Here is a 15,782-nt window from a genome sequence, read left to right on the forward strand (position 1 = left end):
GAGCCTGCCCCCCGCGTCGGTGAGGGTGAAGACGCCGACGGGCGACCGGAGGTCGCCCTCGCGGTGGTCGTCGGTCCAGCCCTTCAGGGCGTTGTGGGCGGGCCAGGCGGCGCCGGCGGTCCAGCCCGCGTCCGTCCGCTCGTAGAGGATGACGGTCGAGCGGGTCAGCGCCTTGCGCAGATACGCCTCGGGGCTGCCGTCGGCTATCCGGTGCCATTGCGGCCAGGCCTTGGCCAGCACCGTCTGCAGCAGGTCTTCCGCGAGATGGGCGTCGCCGGTCAGCAGCCAGGCGACGCGCAGCAGTCGCGGGCCCCGCGCCGCCACGAACTCCTCGAAGTCCGGGGGCGTCAGCATCGTCCACTCGCCATCGTGTCCCTTCCACATCAGTGGAACGCGATGGCACTCCTTCCGGGTTGCCTCCGGTCCCGGACGGAATGCGTCCGGAACCGGGGGCCGCCGGTCAGACCTTCGGCTGCGGCTTGCGGAGCTGGATGTGCAGCTCGCGCAGCCGGCTCTCCTCGACCTCGCTCGGCGCGCCCATGAGCAGGTCCTGGGCGTGCTGGTTGAGCGGGAAGGCGATCGTCTCGCGGATGTTCGGCTCGTCCGCGAGCAGCATGACCATGCGGTCCACGCCCGGGGCGATGCCGCCGTGCGGCGGGGCGCCGAAGTGGAAGGCGCGGAGCATGCCGCCGAACTCCTTCTCCACGGTCGCCTGGTCGTAGCCGGCGATCTCGAACGCCTTGTACATGACCGCGGGCTCGTGGTTCCGGATCGCGCCGGACGACAGCTCGATGCCGTTGCAGACGATGTCGTACTGCCAGGCGAGGATGTCGAGCGGGTCCTTGGTCTCCAGCGCCTCCAGGCCGCCCTGCGGCATGGAGAACGGGTTGTGGGAGAACTCGATCGCGCCGGTGTCCTCGTTCTTCTCGAACATCGGGAAGTCGACGACCCAGCAGAACCGGAAGACGTTCTCCTCGAAGTGGCCGGCGCGCTTGGCGGCCTCGACGCGGACGGCCGCCATGATCTTGGAGACCTCGGCGAACTCGCCGGCGCCGAAGAAGATCGCGTGACCGGGCTTGGCGTCGACGGCGGCCAGCAGGGCCTTGACGTCGTCCTCGGTCAGGAACTTGGCGATCGGGCCGGTGAGGGCGTTGTCCTCGCCGACGCGGACCCAGGCCAGGCCCTTGGCGCCCTGCTCGACCGCGTACTCGCCCATCTGGTCGAAGAACTTGCGCGGCTGGGCCGCGGTGTCCGGCACGGCCAGCGCGCGGACGTGCTTGTCGGCGAAGGCCTTGAAGCCGGAGCCGGCGAAGACGTCCGAGACGTCGACGAGTTCGAGCTTGGCGCGCAGGTCCGGCTTGTCGTTGCCGTACTTGAGCATCGACTCGCGCAGCGGGATGCGCGGGAACGGCGAGGTGACCTCACGGCCGCCGCCGTACTGGGTGAAGAGGTCGGTCATGACCTTCTCGATGACGCCGAAGACGTCCTCCTGCTCGACGAAGCTCATCTCGATGTCGAGCTGGTAGAACTCGCCGGGCGAGCGGTCCGCCCGGGAGTCCTCGTCGCGGAAGCACGGCGCGATCTGGAAGTAGCGGTCGAAGCCGGCGATCATCAGCAGCTGCTTGAACTGCTGCGGTGCCTGCGGGAGCGCGTAGAACTTGCCGGCGTGCACGCGCGAGGGCACCAGGAAGTCGCGGGCGCCCTCGGGGGAGGTCGCCGACAGGATCGGGGTGGCCAGCTCGTTGAAGCCGAGCGCGGTCATCTCCTTGCGGAGGAAGGAGATGACGTCCGAGCGCAGCATGATGTTCTTGTGCATGCGCTGCCGGCGCAGGTCCAGGAAGCGGTTGGTGAGCCGCGCCTCCTCGTTGGCGTTGTCCTCCGGGAAGACCGGGAAGGGCAGCGGGTCCGCGGCGCCGAGCACCTCGAAGGAGGTGACGTCGATCTCGATCCCGCCGGTCGGCAGGTCCGGGTTCACGTTCTCCGCGCTGCGCGCGAGCACCCGGCCGTCGACGCGGACGACGGATTCCTTGGACTGGCTGCTGAGCTGCTCGTACCCGGGCGAGCCCGGCCGCACGACCAGCTGGACGAAGCCGTAGTGGTCCCGGAGGTCGACGAAGAGGACGCCGCCCAGATCGCGGCGATTGTGCAGCCACCCGGACAGGCGGACGTCGGTGTCGACGTCAGTGGCGCGCAGCTCGCCGCAGGTGTGGGACCGGTACCGATGCATCGTTCATCCAAGTCGTCGGATTTCGGTGAAGGAGCCCAGAAGGGGCCCGTCACAGCCTACCGGCGCCAGGCCGTCCACCCCCATTCGTATGAGTCGGCCAAACCCTCATAAACTGTCCTAATGCGCACCGAGGACGTTCTGGCAGCCGTCGGCACGGGGCTGTGGCACTGGGACGAGACCGCCGGCACCGTGGCGATGAACGCGACGGCGGCCGCGCTGCTGGGGCTTCCCGCGGACCCGGTCACGTCCCGGTCGTCCGCCGTGCGCGCGTGCCTGCACGCCGAGGATTTCGTGGCGCTGAACGGCGGGCTCGCCCTCGCCCGCGCCGAGGGCACCGTGGTGGAGTCCCTGATGCGGGTGATCGGCGACGACGGCAGCATCCTGCGGACCGTACGCATCCGGATGCGGCCGACCGGCCGGCTGACGATGGCCGGGACGCTGCACGAGGCGCGCGCCGCCACCTCGGGCGGTGCGTCGCCCTCCGGGGACTGGCGGCGGGCCCGGGAGGCCTTCCTGCTGGACGCCGGACGGGCGCTGGCGGAGGCTGACAGCACGTCCGAGGTGCTGCGGGTCGCCGCGACGCTGTCGATGCCGGGGTTCTCACCCGACGGGCTGGCCGTCTTCGGCGTCCGGGGCGACCGGCTGGCGATCATCGGGCACCACGGCCACTCCGTCGGCACCGACGGCCCGTTCACGGACATGCCAATGGCCACCGACTACCCGGCCACGCTGGTGGCCCGCACCGGCCGGGCGGTCTATCTGCCGACCCCCGAGGCGTACGAACAGCGCTTTCCGGCGACCTGGCCGCTCGCCAGGCCGTTCGGCCGCTCCTCCTGGGCCTTCCTGCCGCTGGTGGTCGCGGGCAACACGATCGGCGCGTGGATGGCGGCCTTCCGTGAGCCGGTCGCCTTCACCCCCGACGAGCGCTCCGTCCTCACCACCGTCGCCCGGATGCTCGCCCAGGCGCTCTCCCGCGCCCACCTGCACGAATCCGAGCGGGAGCTCTCCGACGGCCTGCAGCGCACCATGCTCCCCACCCGGGGTCCCGGCATCGAGGGCATGACGGTCGCCGCCCGCTATGTGCCGACCGGCGGCGGGCTGCAGGTAGGCGGCGACTGGTACGACGCGATCGACCTGCCGTCCGGCCGTACCGCGCTGGTCATCGGCGATGTGCAGGGCCATGACGTACGCGCCGCCGGGCTCATGGGCCAGCTGCGGATCGCGCTGCGCGCCTACGCCGCCGAGGGCCACCACCCGGACGCGGTGCTGTCGCGCACCTCACGGTTCCTCGCCGGGCTCAGCGACCCCGACCACGGCGACGACGACCGCTTCGCGACCTGCCTGTACCTGGAGGCGGACCCGGCGACCGGCACCCTGGACGTGGTCAGGGCCGGGCACCCGGAGCCCGCCATCCGGATGGGCGACGGCACCACGATCATCCGCCGCACCGCGGGCGGCCTGCCGCTGGGCATCGCCCCGGACAGCGACTACCCCACGACCCGGCTGGTGCTGGATCCCGGCGAAGTCCTGCTGATCTGCACCGACGGGCTGATCGAGACCGGCGGCCATGACCTGGACACCGGCTGGCAGCGGCTGCGCGCCGCCCTGGAGACCGGGCCGTCGGACGATCTGGAGGCGCTCGCCGACCATCTGGTGCGGGCGGTGCACGGGCCGGCGTCGCACCACACCACCGGGCCGCTCGCCGACCGCCGCGAGGACGACATCGCGCTGATGCTGCTGCGCCGCGACCTGGACGGGCCGAGCTGCCACGTACCGGTGCGCCGTACGGTGCTGACCATCTCGCAGAGCGCGCCGCGGCAGATCCGCGAGGCCCGCCACGAGATCCGCGCGCTGCTGCACGACTGGACCGTGCCGGACCAGGTGGACGCGGCGGTGCTGCTGGTCTCGGAGCTGATCACCAATGTGCTGGTGCACACCGACGAGGACGCGGTGCTGACCGCGCGCCTGATGGGGGTGCCCGCCAAGCGCCGGCTGCGGATCGACGTGGGCGACCGCAGCGACGACATGCCGCATCGCCGCAGCCCCGGCGAGATGGCCTCGTCGGGGCGCGGTCTGCTGCTGATCGAGGAACTGGCCGACGCCTGGGGCGTCGATCCCCGGGGCGACGGCAAGGCGATCTGGTTCGAGATCCACGAGGCCGCGGCCCCCGACGGCCGGCCGTAGTCGGCCGGCCGTGGTCACCGGTTCGGAGTCACCGGTTCGGAGTCACCGGTTCGCGGTCACCGGTTCGGGGTCAGGCCCCCGCCGGGATCCGGCCGAGACGGCCGGCCTGGAAGTCGTCGAAGGCCTGCGCCAGTTCGGCGTGGGTGTTCATCACGAACGGCCCGTACTGCATCATCGGCTCGCGGATCGGCTGTCCGCCGAGCAGCACGAACTCGAAGTTCGGGCTGCGCGACTCCTGCTTCTCGTCCGCCTTGACGGTGACCGAGTCGCCCTTGCCGAACACGACCGTCTGCCCGGTGCTGAACGGGCGGCCCGACGGGCCCGCCGTGCCACGCCCTGCGAGAGCGTAGGCGAGGGCGTTGAACTCCGGCCGCCAGGGCAGCGTCACCTCGGCGCCCGGATTCAGCGAGACGTGCATCATCGTGATCGGGGTGTGGGTCGCCCCGGGGCCGGCGTGGCCGTCGAGGTCCCCCGCGATCAGCCGGATGAGCGCTCCGCCGTCGGCGGACGTCAGCAGCCTGACCTGGCCACCGCCGATGTCCTGGTACTTGGGCGGCATCATCTTGTCGCTCTTCGGCAGGTTGACCCACAGCTGCAGCCCGTGGAAGAGCCCGCCGGTGACGACCAGCTCCTCCGGCGGCGCCTCGATGTGCAGCAGGCCGCTGCCCGCCGTCATCCACTGGGTGTCGCCGCCGTTGATCACGCCGCCGCCACCGTGCGAGTCCTGGTGCACGAAGGTGCCGTCGATCAGGTAGGTGACGGTCTCGAAGCCGCGGTGCGGGTGCCAGGGGGTGCCCTTCGCCTCGCCCGGCGCGTACTCCACTTCACCCATCTGGTCCATCATGATGAACGGGTCGAGGTTCTTGTAGTCGATGCCCGCGAACGCGCGGCGGACGGGGAAGCCCTCGCCCTCGAAACCGCTCGGCGCGGTGGAGACGGCCAGCGCCGGACGCGGCACCGCATCGGCGGGCGCGGAGACGCGCGGCAGGGTCAACGGGTTCTCGACGGTCACGGCGGGCATGGCGGTCCTCCTCGTGTTCTGGATCCAACTTAGTTGAATACTGAACATTCGGCAAGGCGTGCGATATTCCCGCAGCTCAGCGGGGTGGAATCAGCTTGCGTCAGCCATACATCCGGCGCATCGTGAACTCGACCATCTGTTCGACGGCCTTGGCGTCGAAGACCATCCGGTGCTGGCCGTCGATGTCGAGCACGAAGCCGTAGCCGGTCGGCAGCAGGTCGAGCACCTCGGCACCGGTGATGACGAAGTACTTGGACTCCTTGCCCGCGTACCGCCGCAGCTCCTTGAGCGAGGTGAACATCGGGATCACCGGCTGCTGCGTGTCGTGCAGCGCCAGGAATCCGGGGTTCTCGCCGCGGGGGCAGTAGACCTTGGACGTCGAGAAGATCGCCTGGAAGTCCTCGGCGGACAGCGAACCCGTGGTGAAGGCCCGTACGGCGTCCGCGAGCGAGGGTGGGGACGGCTCGGGGTACACCCCCGGCATCGGGGCAGCGCCGGGCGGTGGGCCGGGATGCGAGGTCTGGTCGTAGCCGTACACATACCCAAGACTAGCGAGTGTCCCGTCACATCCGGGCGGGAAGGGGTTGCTTCTTATTACCGGCGGGTAGCATCATTCTGTATTACTGCTTGCTGTAGTACTGCCACGTAACTGATCGAGTGCGATACGGAGCCGTCGTCATGGGCCACTACAAGTCCAACCTCCGCGACATCGAGTTCAACCTCTTCGAGGTGCTCGGCCGCGACAAGCTCTACGGCACCGGCCCGTTCGCCGAGATGGACGTGGAGACCGCCAAGACCATCCTCAGCGAGGTCTCGCGCCTCGCGGAGAACGAGCTGGCCGCGTCCTTCACCGACGCCGACCGCAACCCGCCGGTCTTCGACCCGTCGGACAACACCGCGCCGGTGCCGGACACCTTCAAGAAGAGCTACCAGGCGTACATGGACTCCGAGTACTGGCGTCTGGGCATCCCCGAGGAGATCGGCGGCACCAAGACCCCCGCCTCCCTCATCTGGTCCTACGCGGAGCTGATCCTCGGCTCCAACCCGGCCATCTGGATGTACTCCTCCGGCCCGGCGTTCGCCGGCGTCGTCTTCGAGGAGGGCACCGAGGAGCAGTCCAAGGTCGCCAAGCTCATGGTGGACCGCCAGTGGGGCGCCACGATGGTGCTGACCGAGCCCGACGCCGGTTCCGACGTCGGCGCGGGCCGCACGAAGGCCGTCGAGCAGGAGGACGGCTCCTGGCACATCGAGGGCGTCAAGCGCTTCATCACCTCGGGCGAGCACGACATGTCCGAGAACATCATCCACCTGGTGCTGGCCCGCCCCGAGGGCGCCGGCCCCGGCACCAAGGGCCTGTCGCTCTTCATCGTGCCGAAGTACGACTTCGACTGGGAGACCGGCGAGCTGGGCGAGCGCAACGGCGCCTACGCCACGAACGTCGAGCACAAGATGGGCCTCAAGGCCTCCAACACCTGCGAGATGACCTTCGGCGACCAGCACCCCGCCAAGGGCTGGCTGCTCGGTGACAAGCACGACGGCATCCGCCAGATGTTCCGCATCATCGAGTTCGCCCGCATGATGGTCGGCACGAAGGCCATCGCGACCCTCTCCACCGGCTACCTGAACGCGCTGGAGTACGCCAAGGAGCGCGTGCAGGGCCCGGACCTCGCGCAGTTCATGGACAAGACCGCGCCGAAGGTCACCATCACGCACCACCCGGACGTGCGCCGCTCGCTCATGACGCAGAAGGCGTACGCCGAGGGCATGCGCGCCCTGGTGCTCTACACCGCCTCCGTCCAGGACCAGATCGCGGTCCAGGAGTCGGCGGGCGAGGACGCCAAGGCGCTGATCGGCCTCAACGACCTGCTGCTGCCGATCGTCAAGGGCTACGGCTCCGAGAAGTCCTACGAGCAGCTCGCCCAGTCCCTGCAGACCTTCGGTGGCTCCGGCTACCTGCAGGAGTACCCGATCGAGCAGTACATCCGGGACGCCAAGATCGACACCCTCTACGAGGGCACCACCGCGATCCAGGGCCAGGACTACTTCTTCCGCAAGATCGTCCGCGACCAGGGCCAGGCACTGACCACCCTGTCCGAGGAGATCAAGAAGTTCCTCGCCGAGGCCGTCGGCGGCGAGGAGCTGGCCGCCGCCCGCGAGCAGCTCGCCACGTCCGCCGTGGACCTGGAGGCCATCGTCGGCACCATGCTGACCGACCTGGCCGGCACCGAGAAGAACGTCCGGTCCATCTACAAGGTCGGACTGAACTCCACCCGCCTGCTGCTCGCCTCCGGCGACGTCGTCATCGGCTACCTGCTGCTGCGCGGTGCCGCCGTGGCCGCCGAGAAGCTGCCGTCCGCCGGCGCGAAGGACACCGCCTTCTACACCGGCAAGATCGCGGCCGCGAAGTTCTTCGCCGCCAACATCCTGCCGAACGTCGGCATCCAGCGGTCGCTGGCCGAGACCGTCACGCTCGACGTGATGGACCTGCCGGAAGAGGCGTTCTGACGGCTGGGACCCGCCCTGGGTCCCGCCCTGACCGCACCCTGTGACAGGCCGCGCCGTCCGTTCCCGATTCCCCGGGCGGGCGGCGCGGCCTTTCGCGTCCTCCGCCGTCGCGGACGACCGCCCGTCACACGGACGACGCCTGTCACACGGACGACCGCCCGCCGCACAAACGAAACCGGCCCATGCCACGAAGCGGGGGCTTCGTGACCTGGGCCGGCGAATTGGCCTCAAGGGCCGTTCACACCGTGAGGTCCGGCGTTACGGAGCGCACTCCGCGACGGCCGTGACGGTGTCGCCGAGAGCGCCGAAGGCGGTGACGTTCCACTGGTTGGTGTTGGTCGCGTCGCGGCTGTTGTCGAGGACCTGCAGCGTGACCAGACCGCCGATGCGGTACCCGCCGCCCAGCAGCACCGTGCCCGCCGGGCAGGTCGCGGTCGCGGTGACCGAGCCCAGCAGGGTGTTCACCGGCGTGCCGACGACCTGGTGACTGGTGACCGGCCCGGCGGGGCCGGCCGGGCCGGGAGCACCCGGGGCGCCGGCGGCACCCGGGGCGCCCGGAGCACCAGCGGCACCCGGAGCGCCATCGGCACCGGCCGGGCCCGGAGCGCCCGCGGTACCCGGAGCACCCGCCGGGCCCGGAGCGCCGTCAGCACCCGCGGCACCCGTAGCGCCCGGAGCACCCGGAGCACCCGGAGCGCCAGGAGTACCCGCCGGGCCCGGAGCGCCGTCAGCGCCCGCGGCACCCGTGGCACCCGTGGCACCCGGAGCACCCGGAGCACCGGGGGCACCCGCGGCGCCCGCAGCGCCGTCAGCACCGGGCGGGCCGGCGGGGCCGGGCTGACCGGGGTCACCCTGCGGTCCCTGCGGGCCGGGGGGACCCTGCGGTCCGGGGGGACCCGTCTCAGGGCCGCCCTCGTGGTCGCAGCCGTAGTTGTTGTTGTCGCACGCCGCGACAGCACCCTTGCTGCCGGCGGAAGACAGACCATGTCCGGTCGCCGCGCTCGCCGTCCCGACGGACGCGGTGCCCGCGAAGACGACGGTCGCGATGCCCACTCCGCCGGCCAGACCCCACAGCCGTTGACGACGTGCGCGACGGGATATGGCGTGCCTCGATCGTTCGTTCATCAGCTCACCTTTGTGAGAGAAGGGAAGGGAGTCGCCCGCTTGTTCGGAGCGACCGAGGCCCATCCTTACCTTCTGTCATCGATTTCGCACTTTGAGTAACCCACCGGAGTCAAAACCGATCGCTTCCGCCGGTGGCGCCGCGTTAGCGTCGCACCATGCCCGAACTGCGTACCGACCGTCTCCTGCTCCGCCGCTGGCGGGATTCCGACCTCGAGCCGTGGGCGGAGATGAACGCCGATCCCGAGGTCCGGGAGCACCTGGGCGAGCTGCTCACCCCCGAACAGTGCGCGGCCTCGGTGGCCCGCTTCGAGGAGGGGTTCGAGGAGCGGGGCTTCGGATGGTTCGCGGTCGAGGTGGCGGACACCGGCCGGTTCATCGGTTTCGCCGGGCTGGACCCGGTCGACGAGGGCTTCGCCTTCACCGGAGTGGAGATCGGCTGGCGGCTGTCCCGGCAGGCCTGGGGCCACGGCTACGCGACCGAAGCGGCGCTGGCCGTCCTGGAGTTCGGCTTCGGGACCCTCGCCCTGCCGGAGATCCTCGCGGTGACCACCGCCACCAATGTGCGCTCCCAGGCGGTGATGCGGCGGATCGGCATGACCAGCGACCCGGCCGACGACTTCGACGATCCGGACTTCCCCGACGGCCCGCTGCGCCCGAACGTACTGTTCCGGATCCGCCCGTAACGCCATGGTCCGGTCCGATTCGGCCGGATCCGGTCGGGACCAGGCCTGATCCGGACGTCTCGGCAGGTAGGGGACCCCTGAAAGTGTCCCGGGCACCCCGCCGGCGGCACCCCGCGACGGCGGACTTCTATGCTGGCACCATGAGCGTCCACCCTCACTTCACCCGTGCCCACACCGACGACCTGGTGGCCTTTGTGCAGGCCAGCCCGTCGCCCTACCACGCCGTGGCGAGCGCCGCGGAACGGCTGGAGAAGGCCGGGTTCCGGCAGGTCCAGGAGACCGAGGCCTGGGACGGTGAGAAGGGCGGCAGGTACGTGCTGCGCGGCGGCGCGATCATCGCCTGGTACGTCCCCGAGGGTGCCCGTCCCGAGACCCCGTTCCGGATCATGGGCGCGCACACCGACTCACCGAACCTGCGGGTGAAGCCGCGCCCGGACATGGGCTCGGCGGGCTGGCGGCAGATCGCCGTGGAGCTCTACGGCGGCCCGCTGCTGAACAGCTGGCTCGACCGGGACCTCGGGCTCTCCGGCCGCCTGACGCTGCGCGACGGCACCTCGCGGCTGGTGAACGTCGACCGGCCGCTGCTGCGCGTCCCGCAGCTCGCCATCCACCTGGACCGGGGCGTCAACGACAACGGCCTGACGCTGGACAAGCAGCGGCACATGCAGCCCGTCTGGGGCCTCGGCAAGGTGACCGACGGCGACCTGATCGACTTCCTCGCGGAGGAGGCCGGGGTGACCGGGTCCGAGGTCACCGGCTGGGACGTGATGGCGCACGACGTGCAGCCGCCCGCCTACCTGGGCCGCGACCGTGAGCTGCTGGCCTCGCCCCGGATGGACAACCTGCTGTCCGTGCACGCCGCCACGTCCGCGCTCGCGGCCGTCGCCGGGCAGGACCTCGCGTACATCCCCGTCCTCGCCGCCTTCGACCACGAGGAGAACGGCAGCGAGTCCGACACCGGCGCGCAGGGCCCGCTGCTCGGCAACGTCCTGGAGCGGTCCGTGCACGCGCGCGGCGGCGACTACGAGCACCGGCAGCGCGCGCTGGCCGGCACGGTCTGCGTCTCGTCCGACTCCGGTCACGCGGTCCACCCCAACTACGTCGAGCGGCACGACCCCACGCACCACCCGCGTGCCAACGGCGGTCCGATCCTCAAGACCAACGTCAACCAGCGGTACGCCACCGACGGTTCGGGGCGCGGCATCTTCACCGCCGCCTGTGAGCGGGTCGGGGTGCCGTTCCAGCACTTCGTGTCGAACAACTCCATGCCGTGCGGCACGACGATCGGTCCGATCACCGCGGCCCGGCACGGCATCACGACGGTCGACGTCGGCGTGGCGATCCTGTCGATGCACTCCGCCCGTGAGCTGAGCGGCGCGGACGACCCGCACCTGCTGGCGAGCGCGCTGAAGTCCTTCATCGAGAGCTGACGGCGGGTCCGGCGGAGACCCGCCAACTGCACTGCCGCGCATGGCCGTTCCGGTCGGGGGTAGACGCCCCCTCGGAACCAACCGGTTCGGAACCGACCGGAACGGCCAACGCACGACGGAGGCGGACACCATGGGCATCGGCGGCTGCATCGCACTGATCGCGGTCGGCGCGATCCTCACTTTCGCGACCGACTGGCACATGTCGGGCGTCAACGTCGACCTGGTAGGCCTGATCATGATGGCCGTCGGGGCGATCGGCGTCGCGGCCTACGTCAGCATCTTCAAGCGGCGCCGGCTGCAGACCGTACGGGGTGGCGTGGAGCCGATGGTCGAGGAGCGCCGCTACTACGAGTGACGTCCGGCGGGGCCGTGCTCCGGCCCCGCCGACACCACGTCACTCGCCCGGCTCATCCATCCCTGCCAGCACCAGCGCCAGCCGGCCCGCGCCGGCGGCGGCCAGCCGGACCGGGACGCCCCAGTCCTGCTGGTGCATATGGCAGGCCGGGTACTCGTTGTCGGGGTCGTCGTCGCACGAGGCGGCCATCGCCGACACATGCAGCACCCCCTCGGCGACCCCGGGATTCAGCACCAGGTCGCGCCCCAGGTCGGTGCCCTTTCCCTCGCCCTCCAGCAGGAGTTCCGGCGGGGTCGAGCTGACCAGCAGCCGCGTCGACGGGCCGTAGCGCTCGTCGCGCTTCTGCCCGGCGGGCGCGGTGAAGACCACGTCGAGACGGAACGGCCCCGCGGCCACCTCCGTCGCCGGCCGCTGCGTGCGGTGCGCGGCCGACTCCACCCGCACCGCCTCCTCGGGCAGCCGCAGCCGGGTGAGCCGGTGCCCGGCCGACTCGACCACGACGACGTCCCCGCCCACCAGCACCGCGTCCGACGGCTCCCGCAGATCGGTCGCGAGCGTCGTCACCTCGCCGGTCTCCGGGTCGAAGCGGCGCAGCGCGTTGTTGTACGTGTCGCTGATCGCGACCGATCCGTCGGGCAGCGCGGTGACGCCCAACGGGTGCTGCAGCAGCGCCTGTTCCGCGGCGCCGTCCCGGTGGCCGAAGTCGAACAGCCCGGTGCCGACGGCGGTCCGCACCACGAAGCCGGCACCGTCGCTCTCGACCCAGCGCACGGCCGACGTCTCCGAGTCCGCGACCCACAAACGGTCCCCCGCGGCCGCGAGCCCCGAAGGCTGCGCGAACCACGCCTCGTCGGCGGGCCCGTCGACCAGCCCCTCGTTGGTCGTGCCGGCCGCGACCTCGACGGTCTCCGTCGCCGGGTCGTACGCCCACAGCTGGTGCACCCCCGCCATCGCGATCCACACCCGTCCGGCGAACCAGGCGACGTCCCACGGTGACGACAGCGCCACCTCGTGGGCCGGCCCCGCCGTCGGGAACCCCTGCCACCACTGGCCGCCGGTCCCGGCGAGCGTCGTCACCCCGCCGGTCGCGAGGTCCAGCCGGCGCAGCGCGTGGTTCACCGTGTCCGCGACGACGACGGAACCGTCCGGCAGCAGCGCCAGCCCCTGCGGCTCACTGAACCGCGCCACGTCAGGACCGCCGTCCACCAGCCCGCGCTCCCCGTCGCCGAACCGCCGCACGACGGTCTCGCCGTCCGCGCCCAGTTCCACGAGCTGGTGCCGGGTCGTGTCCGAGACGAGGAAACCGCCGTCGGCGAGCGCCAGCGCCTTCCCCGGGAACCGCAGATGCGTCGCCACCGGCTCCGGCGCCACATAGGGCCCGTCGCCCCGCCGCAGCGTCCCCTTGGCGCCGTGCTCCGCCTCCAGCTCCGTGACCAGCGCCTCCAGCGCGTGCGCATGCCCCTCACCGGCGTGCTGCGCGACGACGTACCCCTCGGGGTCGACCACCACCAGCGTCGGCCACGCCCGCACCGCGTACTGCTTCCACGTCCCGAGCTCCGGATCGTCGAGCACCGGATGATGCACCTCGTACCGCTCCACCGCGTCCACGACCGCCTGGTGCTCCGCCTCGTGCACGAACTTCGGCGAGTGCACCCCGATGATCACGACGGTGTCCCGGTGCTTCTCCTCCAGCTCCCGCAGCTCATCGAGCACATGCAGGCAGTTCACACAGCAGAACGTCCAGAAATCCAGAATGACGATGCGTCCTCGCAGGTCAGCGAGGGTCAGCTGCTGATCACCGGTATTGAGCCAGCCGCCCTTGCCGATGAGTTCTGGGGCCCGGACGCGCGCACGTGCAGTCATACCCCCATCCAACAGCACGCCCGGGGTAGACATTCCTCCATGAAATACCTGGTGCGGGAGAAGCTGTTCGCGATCGGTGACGACTACTGGATCGAGGACGAACGCGGTGATCGGGCGTTCTACGTCGACGGGAAGGTCCTGCGGATCCGGGAGACGCTGGAGCTGCGGGACGCCCGGGGGGACGAGGTCGCGGTGATCCGGAAGAAGCTGGTGAGCCTGCGGGACACCATGACGGTGGAGCGCGGCGGTGACGTGCTGGTGACCATCAGGAAGAAGCGGCTGACGCTGCTGCGGGACGTGTTCCGGGCGGAGCTGGCCTCGGGGGAGGAGCTGGAGGTCCGCGGGGACATCGTCGACAAGGAGTTCGACATCGAGTACGAGGGGGAGCGGCTCGCGCGGATCTCCCGGAAGTGGTTCCGGATGCGGGACACGTACGCGATCGATGTGGAGCGCGAGGACGCGGACGCGGGGATGCTCATCGCCATCGCGGTGTGCGTGGACCGGATGGTCGACAAGGAGCACGGCGACGACTGAGCCGGATAGGGGGAGGGCAGGCGCCCTCCCCCCACCGGATTCCGCCGGGCTACCGCGCGGCCGCCGCCAGCACCGCGTCGGCCATCGCCTGCTCGCCCCGGGCGTTGGGGTGGAACGGGATCGACGGGTTGGTCGGGATGAGGCCCTCGGTCCAGCGGGTGGCGTCGTCGCGGCAGACGTCGCGGTCCGCGCTGGCCGGGTGGTTGTCGACGAAGTCGGCGCCCTCGGCGTGGGCGACGCGGGCCAGCATCGTGTTGAGGCTGTTCTCGAAGTCGTTCAGGAAGGCCATGTCGCCGCCGGTGAAGAGCACGCGCGGGCGGCACGTTTTCGCGTCGTCCGGGATGAGGTTGAGGTAGCCGACGAGCAGCACCCGGGCGCGCGGGGAGCGCTGATGGATCGTCCGGAGCGCGGCGGCGACCTTCGGCTCTGCCGCCCCGATCCGGTCGTCGAGTCCGCTGCCGTAGCTGTTGGCGCAGGGCTTGCCCGACGGGTCGAGCAGACCCAGGGCGCTGCACTTGACGATGATCCCGGTGAACCCGACGTCGTTGCCGCCGATGGTGAGCGTCACCAGGCCGGTGTCCTGGGTGAGTGCGTCGAACTGGCCCCCGGAGGCGAGGGTGCCGGTGTCCGCTCCCGCGCAGGTGACGTCCGTGAGGGTGGCCGACGCGAGGCGCGCGGCCACCAGGTGCGGGTAGTTGTGCGTGGAGCGCATACAGCCCGCGTCCGCCTCGTCCGGTACGCCGGGTGCCGAGGCGGCGGAGTCGCCGAGGGCGGCGTAGCGGACGGGCGGCGGGGGAGCCGACGCCGACGCCCCGGCGGCGGGTACGCCGATCAGTGCGGCGGCCGCGAGGGCGGTGAGGAGGGCGGCGGCTCGGGACAGGGTCTGGGACACGGAGGGGCTTCCTGACGCTGGGCGACACGATCACTACTGTGCGTGATCGTGTTGTCGCGCCGTCCGCGAGTCAAGCACCGCCCGGCCGCCGCGCGGCGGCCGGGCGCCCCCGCTCAGCCGAGGCGGCGGTCCCGCAGTACCGGGAAGTCGTGCCGGGTCTTCGTGACGAGGGCGGGGTCGAGGTCGACGGTGAGGAGCTCCTCGCCGGTGCCGGCCTCGGCGACGATGTCGCCCCACGGGTCGACGACCATGCTGTGGCCGGCGAGCTCGACACCCGCGTGGGTGCCGGCCGTCCCGCAGGCCAGGACGTAGGTCTGGGACTCGACCGCGCGGGCCCGCGCGAGCAGCCGCCAGTGCTCGCGCCGCTTCGCCGGCCAGCCGGCCGGGATGACGAGCATCTGGGCGCCGGCGTCGACGAGCAGCCGGAACTGCTCGGGGAAGCGCAGGTCGTAACAGGTCGCCAGGCCCAGCACGGTGTCCGGGAGCTCGACCGTGACGATCTCCTCGCCGGGCGCCATCAGCGCGGCCTCGCCCTGGTCGAAGCCGAACCGGTGGATCTTGCGGTAGGTGTGCCGCAGCTCCCCGTCCGGGCCGAAGACGAGCGAGGTGTTGTAGAGCGGTCCGTCAGGGTCGCGCTCGACGATGGAGCCGGCGTGCAGCCAGACTCCCGCGTCCCGCGCCGCCGCTGACATCGCGTCGGTGGTCGGCCCGTCGAGCGGCTCCGCCTCCGCCGCGAAGGTGTCCGACGCGAAGGCCCCGACCGGCCACAGTTCCGGCAGTACGACCAGATCCGTCCCGCCCTGGGCGCGCACCAGCGCGGCCACCCGGTCGCGCCGGTCGGCGACCGTTTCCTTCAAGTCGACGTCGATCTGCAGCAAAGAAGCGCGCATACACCCACCGCCCATACGTTTGGTCGTCAAGTCGGGCCTACCATCGTCACTCGAAAGCACTGCGTGGGTACCC

General features: G+C 71.1%; 14 protein-coding genes and 1 pseudogene. 6 read left to right on the forward strand and 9 right to left on the reverse strand.

Annotation, left to right across the window (positions count from 1 at the left end; translation table 11 throughout):
* Window positions 1–135: 135 nt before the first annotated feature.
* Window positions 136–384 (reverse strand): annotated as a pseudogene (locus LNW73_RS36685) (sigma factor); the annotation flags it as partial.
* Window positions 385–460: 76 nt separating this feature from the next.
* Window positions 461–2,227, reverse strand: coding sequence for an aspartate--tRNA ligase (gene aspS / locus LNW73_RS15585; RefSeq protein WP_250976846.1), 1,767 nt, complete (start codon window positions 2,225–2,227; stop codon window positions 461–463).
* Window positions 2,228–2,347: 120 nt separating this feature from the next.
* Between aspS and LNW73_RS15590 the strand changes: the two genes are divergently transcribed.
* Window positions 2,348–4,411, forward strand: a complete 2,064-nt coding sequence (locus LNW73_RS15590; RefSeq protein WP_250990310.1) for an ATP-binding SpoIIE family protein phosphatase — start codon at window positions 2,348–2,350, stop codon at window positions 4,409–4,411.
* Window positions 4,412–4,481: 70 nt separating this feature from the next.
* Here the strand turns inward: LNW73_RS15590 and LNW73_RS15595 are convergent, their stop codons facing one another.
* The gene (locus tag LNW73_RS15595; RefSeq protein ID WP_250976844.1) at window positions 4,482–5,432 is read right to left on the reverse strand and encodes a pirin family protein; all 951 of its coding nucleotides are present in this window, start codon (window positions 5,430–5,432) and stop codon (window positions 4,482–4,484) included.
* A 100-nt stretch (window positions 5,433–5,532) separates the two neighbouring features.
* On the reverse strand, window positions 5,533–5,970 hold the full coding sequence (locus LNW73_RS15600; protein ID WP_138351254.1) for an SseB family protein: 438 nt from the start codon (window positions 5,968–5,970) through the stop codon (window positions 5,533–5,535).
* Between the two features lie 140 nt (window positions 5,971–6,110).
* On the opposite strand from LNW73_RS15600, the gene LNW73_RS15605 reads away from it, so the two are divergent.
* A complete protein-coding gene (locus LNW73_RS15605; protein WP_250990311.1) occupies window positions 6,111–7,937 on the forward strand; it encodes an acyl-CoA dehydrogenase in 1,827 nt (608 codons plus the stop codon).
* 258 nt (window positions 7,938–8,195) lie between these two features.
* Here the strand turns inward: LNW73_RS15605 and LNW73_RS15610 are convergent, their stop codons facing one another.
* Together LNW73_RS15610 and LNW73_RS15615 are read right to left on the reverse strand one after the other, a co-directional pair.
* The gene (locus LNW73_RS15610) at window positions 8,196–8,402 is read right to left on the reverse strand and encodes a hypothetical protein (RefSeq protein ID WP_250990312.1); all 207 of its coding nucleotides are present in this window, start codon (window positions 8,400–8,402) and stop codon (window positions 8,196–8,198) included.
* The gene (locus tag LNW73_RS15615; RefSeq protein ID WP_250990313.1) at window positions 8,399–8,788 is read right to left on the reverse strand and encodes a hypothetical protein; all 390 of its coding nucleotides are present in this window, start codon (window positions 8,786–8,788) and stop codon (window positions 8,399–8,401) included. The genes LNW73_RS15610 and LNW73_RS15615 overlap by 4 nt, the downstream gene beginning before the upstream one ends.
* A gap of 429 nt (window positions 8,789–9,217) precedes the next feature.
* On the opposite strand from LNW73_RS15615, the gene LNW73_RS15620 reads away from it, so the two are divergent.
* The 3 genes from LNW73_RS15620 (at window position 9,218) to LNW73_RS15630 (ending at window position 11,530) form a co-directional block, all read left to right on the forward strand.
* Window positions 9,218–9,745, forward strand: coding sequence for a GNAT family N-acetyltransferase (locus LNW73_RS15620; RefSeq protein ID WP_250990314.1), 528 nt, complete (start codon window positions 9,218–9,220; stop codon window positions 9,743–9,745).
* A 140-nt stretch (window positions 9,746–9,885) separates the two neighbouring features.
* The gene (locus tag LNW73_RS15625) at window positions 9,886–11,175 is read left to right on the forward strand and encodes a M18 family aminopeptidase (RefSeq protein WP_250976840.1); all 1,290 of its coding nucleotides are present in this window, start codon (window positions 9,886–9,888) and stop codon (window positions 11,173–11,175) included.
* Between the two features lie 130 nt (window positions 11,176–11,305).
* Window positions 11,306–11,530 (forward strand): DUF6458 family protein, encoded by a 225-nt coding sequence (locus LNW73_RS15630; protein ID WP_250990315.1) that lies wholly within the window; start codon window positions 11,306–11,308, stop codon window positions 11,528–11,530.
* Between the two features lie 39 nt (window positions 11,531–11,569).
* Here LNW73_RS15630 and LNW73_RS15635 read toward each other — a convergent pair whose 3' ends face one another.
* On the reverse strand, window positions 11,570–13,393 hold the full coding sequence (locus tag LNW73_RS15635; RefSeq protein WP_250990316.1) for an NHL domain-containing thioredoxin family protein: 1,824 nt from the start codon (window positions 13,391–13,393) through the stop codon (window positions 11,570–11,572).
* 39 nt (window positions 13,394–13,432) lie between these two features.
* Between LNW73_RS15635 and LNW73_RS15640 the strand changes: the two genes are divergently transcribed.
* Window positions 13,433–13,927: an LURP-one-related/scramblase family protein gene (locus LNW73_RS15640; RefSeq protein WP_138351247.1), complete on the forward strand. Its 495-nt coding sequence runs from the start codon at window positions 13,433–13,435 to the stop codon at window positions 13,925–13,927.
* A 49-nt stretch (window positions 13,928–13,976) separates the two neighbouring features.
* On the opposite strand, the gene LNW73_RS15645 is transcribed toward LNW73_RS15640, so the two are convergent.
* Entirely contained in the window at window positions 13,977–14,819 is an 843-nt protein-coding gene (locus LNW73_RS15645; RefSeq protein WP_250990317.1) for an SGNH/GDSL hydrolase family protein, read from the reverse strand.
* Between the two features lie 113 nt (window positions 14,820–14,932).
* Entirely contained in the window at window positions 14,933–15,709 is a 777-nt protein-coding gene (locus LNW73_RS15650; RefSeq protein ID WP_250976837.1) for a carbon-nitrogen family hydrolase, read from the reverse strand.
* Window positions 15,710–15,782 lie beyond the last annotated feature (73 nt).

The sequence above is a fragment of the Streptomyces sp. RKAG337 genome (genome assembly GCF_023701715.1).
Lineage (GTDB): Bacteria > Actinomycetota > Actinomycetes > Streptomycetales > Streptomycetaceae > Actinacidiphila.